The sequence below is a fragment of the Bradyrhizobium sp. genome (assembly GCF_049691595.1).
Taxonomy (GTDB): Bacteria; Pseudomonadota; Alphaproteobacteria; order Rhizobiales; family Xanthobacteraceae; genus Bradyrhizobium.
Window position 1 is genome coordinate 1 of record NZ_JBAVNZ010000535.1, and the last position, 3988, is coordinate 3988.

Below are 3988 nucleotides of genomic sequence, written 5' to 3' on the forward strand. Positions count from 1 at the left end.
TTTCCGACCTCGTTCCGCAAGCCGGAGCTTGCCAGCGTCGATCGTGTCGAGGTGGTCGACCCCCTCACCATCAAGCTGGTGCTGAAGACCCCGTACTCGCCGCTGATCGCCCAGCTCACCGACCGCGCCGGCATGATGGTCTCGCCCAGGGCGGCCAGGGAAGCCGGCGACAAGTTCGGGCTGCATCCGGTTTGCGCGGGCCCCTACAAATTCGTCGAGCGCGTGCAGCAGGACCGCATGGTGTTCGAGAAATTCGCCGATTACTGGAACAAGGATAATGTCTTCATCGACCGCGTGGTGTTTCTGCCGATCGTCGACGCCACGGTGCGGCTGGCCAACCTGAAATCCGGCGGGCTCGATCTGATCGAGCGCGTGCTGGCGACCGACATCAAGGACGTGCGCGCGGATTCACGGCTGAAACTGTCGACCGCGCTGGAGCTTGGCTATTTCGGTCTCACCCTCAACATCGGCAATGACAAGAACAAGGGCGCGCTGAGCCAGTCCGAGAAGGTGCGTCAGGCGCTCGACCTGTCGTTCGACCGCGAAGCGATCACCCAGGTGGTGTTCAACGGCGAGTTCACGCCCGGCAATCAGTGGGTCAGTCCCGAGCATCCCTATTACCAGAAGGCGTTTCCGGTGCCGAAGCGCGACGTCGCCAGGGCGAAGGCGCTATTGAAAGAGGCCGGTGTGACGCTGCCCGTCGCCGTCGACATGATGGTGCCCAAGGGCGCCGAGAACGAGGCGGTGGCTCAGGTCTTGCAGTCGATGGCGGCGGAAACCGGCTTCGACCTGAAGATCCGCGTTATCGAATTTGCGACCTCGTTCAAGCAGGCCCAGGCCGGCGAGTTCCAGGCTTTTCTGATCGGCTGGAGCGGCCGGATCGATCCCGACGGCAATTCCTATGTCTTCATGCACACCAAGGCACCGCAGAACGATGGCGGCTATTCCAACACGGAAGCCGACAAGGCGATGGAAGAGGCGCGCCTCATCAACGATCCGGTCCAGCGCAAGGCGATCTACGAGAAGCTGACCAGAATCGTGCTCAACGACGAACCGATCATCTACCTCTATCACCGCAAACTCCTGATCGCACATACCACCAAGCTCGAAGGCTACAAGCAGATGCCGGACGGCCTGGTGCGCGTGATCGGGCTGAAGCTGAAGTGAGAGGCAGGGAAATGCTCTCGTGTCCCGGACGCGGTGCAGCGTTCTTACGCTGCTCCGCAGAGCCGGGACCTACCGCCTGTCTCGACTGGGTCCCGGTTCTGCAGCGCATCGCTGCGCGCTGCACTGCGCCCGGGACACGCAACGCGCGCATCGTTGCACGCTGCGCCGCGCCCGGGGCGCGTTCGCCATGCTGAACTTCCTCGCCCGGCGTGCCCTTCAACTGGTGCCGACGCTGTTCTTCGTCTCGATCCTGATCTTCTCGCTGCAGCATCTGCTGCCCGGCGATCCCGCGCTGGTCATGGCCGGCGAGGAACGCGATCCCGCGGTGATCGAACAAATCCGTCGGCAATACCGGCTCGATCAGCCGATCCCCATTCAGTACATCTACTGGGTCAAGGGTGTATTGTCCGGCGATTTCGGCGAGTCGCTGCGCAACAAGGTGCCGGTGCTGAGCCTGATTGCGCAAAAACTGCCGGTGACGATGCAACTGGCGTCGATGGCAATCGTGATCGCGTTCCTGATCGGCATACCCGCGGGGATCGTGTCGGCGGTGAAGAAGGGCACGGCCTGGGATTACGGCGCCAATCTGTTCGCGCTGTGGGGCATTTCGACGCCGAATTTCTGGCTCGGCATCATGCTGATCTTCCTGTTCTCGATCGAGCTCGGCTGGCTGCCGGCATCCGGTTTTGTTCCGCCGACCGAGAACTGGCGCGCCAGCCTCGCCTCCACCATCATGCCGGCCTTCGTGCTCGGCAACGCCATCGCCGCGATCCTGATGCGGCATACCCGCAGCGCCATGCTGCAGGTGCTGGAAAGCGACTATGTCCGCACCGCGCGCGCCAAGGGGCTTTCGGAGCGCGCGGTCATCCTCAAGCACGCGATGCGCAACGCGCTGACCCCTATCATCACGCTCGGCGCGCTCGAACTCGGCACGCTGTTGTCGGGCGCGGTATTGACCGAGCAGATCTTCTCGATTCCCGGTTTTGGCAAGCTGATCGTCGATGCCGTGTTCAACCGCGATTACGCGGTCGTGCAGGGCGTGGTGCTGACGACGGCGACGATCTACATCGCGCTGAACCTGATCGCCGACATCGCCTATGTCCTGGTCAATCCCCGGCTGAGGGATTGAGCGATGACCGACGCCGCGCTCGATGCACTCCCGATCACCGTCTCCGAAGAACTGGAGAGCCCGGCACGGCGCGCGCTGCGCCGGCTGTTCAAGCGCAAGGGCGCGGTCGCAGGCCTCGTCGTGATCGCGGGCTTCGTCGGGCTCGCGCTGTTCGCGCCGCTGATCGTGCCCTATGACCCGATCGCGACCAGCTGGTCGCTGGTGCGGAAAGCCCCCTCGGCGCTGCACTGGTTCGGCACCGACGATCTCGGCCGTGACATTTTTGCCCGCGTGATCTACGGCGCGCGGGCCTCGCTGATGGCGGGCGCGATCTCGGTCGGCATCGCGCTTGGCATTGGCGTTCCCCTGGGCCTGCTGTCGGGCTATCGCGGCGGTTTCATCGATGCGCTGATCAGCCGGATCACCGATGCGATGCTGGCCTGCCCGTTTTTGATCCTCGCCATCGCGCTGGCGGCGTTTCTGGGTCCAAGCCTCGGCAATGCCATGATCGCAATCGGCATTTCCGCCACGCCGATCTTCGTGCGCCTGACCCGCGGCCAGGTGATGAGCGTCAAGGTCGAGGATTATGTCGAAGCCGCGCGCGCGATCGGCAATCCGCGCTGGCGCATCGCGCTGTTCCACATCCTGCCGAACATCATGCCGGCACTGCTGGTGCAGGCGACGCTGTCGATCGCGGCCGCGATCATCGCGGAGGCCGCATTGTCCTTCCTCGGCCTCGGCCAGCAGCCGCCGGCGCCGTCCTGGGGCAGCATGCTCAATGCCGCGCAGCGCTTCCTGACCAACGCGCCCTGGATGGCGCTATGGCCGGGGTTCGCGATCTTTCTGGTGGTGCTGTCATTCAACCTGGTCGGCGACGGCCTGCGCGACGCGCTCGACCCGCGCGAGCGGTGAGTCCCGTTCGGTGTGGTATCGGGCAAGAAGATCGCAGCGCGAAATCTCTGCCGGCTCCGCTAATTCGGGTCGAATTGACGTCAATTCCTCAAATTGTGTTCTCATGATAGGGATGTTCCACAATCTTGAACCCGAGGAACGGCCATTATCGATCCCGTGATCCTGAACCTGGCAGTCGCACTTGGGATCGGCCTCCTGATCGGCGCCGAGCGGGAACGCCGTAAGGGTTCTGGTCCATCGCGTTCGCCGGCGGGAATACGAACATTCACCATCGCTTCGCTCGCCGGCGCTGTCAGCCTGCTGGTCGGCGGTCCGATGCTGCTTGCGATTACGACCGCGGGCGCCATCGTTCTGATTGCCGTTGGCTATTGGCGCGGGCATGAAGACGATCCAGGGCTTACGACGGAAATCGCGCTGACGGCAACCGTCCTGCTTGGCGCGCTTTCGATGCAGCAGCCGCCACTCGCAGCCGGGCTCGGTGTGACCGTGGCAGTCGTCCTCGCCGCCAAGTCCCGGCTTCACCACTTCGTCCGGAATTTTCTCGCGGAAAGCGAGCTGCAGGACGCCCTGATCTTCGCCGGAGCGACGCTCGTCGTTCTGCCGCTGGTGCCCGATCGTCCGATGGGACCGTATGGCGCATTAAATCCACACGCGATTTGGGTCATCGTCATCCTCATCATGGCCATCAGCAGCGCGGGTTATGTCGCGGTGCGCCTGCTCGGAACCAAATTCGGGCTTCCCGTCGCGGGCCTCGCCTCAGGCTTCATTTCCAGCACCGCGACCGTCGGCGCAATGGGGGCC

Annotated in this window: 4 protein-coding genes; all 4 read left to right on the forward strand. The window is 63.8% G+C overall.

The features are described from left to right. A partial coding sequence (locus tag WCE35_RS21645) for an ABC transporter substrate-binding protein (protein ID WP_424595358.1) occupies window positions 1–1167 on the forward strand: 1167 nt, incomplete at its 5' end. Between the two features lie 187 nt (window positions 1168–1354). Next, a complete protein-coding gene (locus WCE35_RS21650) occupies window positions 1355–2296 on the forward strand; it encodes an ABC transporter permease (protein ID WP_424595359.1) in 942 nt (313 codons plus the stop codon). A gap of 3 nt (window positions 2297–2299) precedes the next feature. Further along, a complete protein-coding gene (locus WCE35_RS21655; RefSeq protein WP_424595360.1) occupies window positions 2300–3187 on the forward strand; it encodes an ABC transporter permease in 888 nt (295 codons plus the stop codon). A 156-nt stretch (window positions 3188–3343) separates the two neighbouring features. Next, window positions 3344–3988 (forward strand): MgtC/SapB family protein (locus WCE35_RS21660; RefSeq protein ID WP_424595361.1); only part of this gene is annotated, 645 nt, incomplete at its 3' end.

Excerpts from the sequence above, each read along its gene's own strand:
- WCE35_RS21650 (WP_424595359.1), top strand. The coding sequence starts at position 1,355 with ATGCTGAACTTCCTCGCCCGGCGTGCCCTTCAACTGGTGCCGACGCTG.
- WCE35_RS21655 (WP_424595360.1), top strand. The coding sequence starts at position 2,300 with ATGACCGACGCCGCGCTCGATGCACTCCCGATCACCGTCTCCGAAGAA.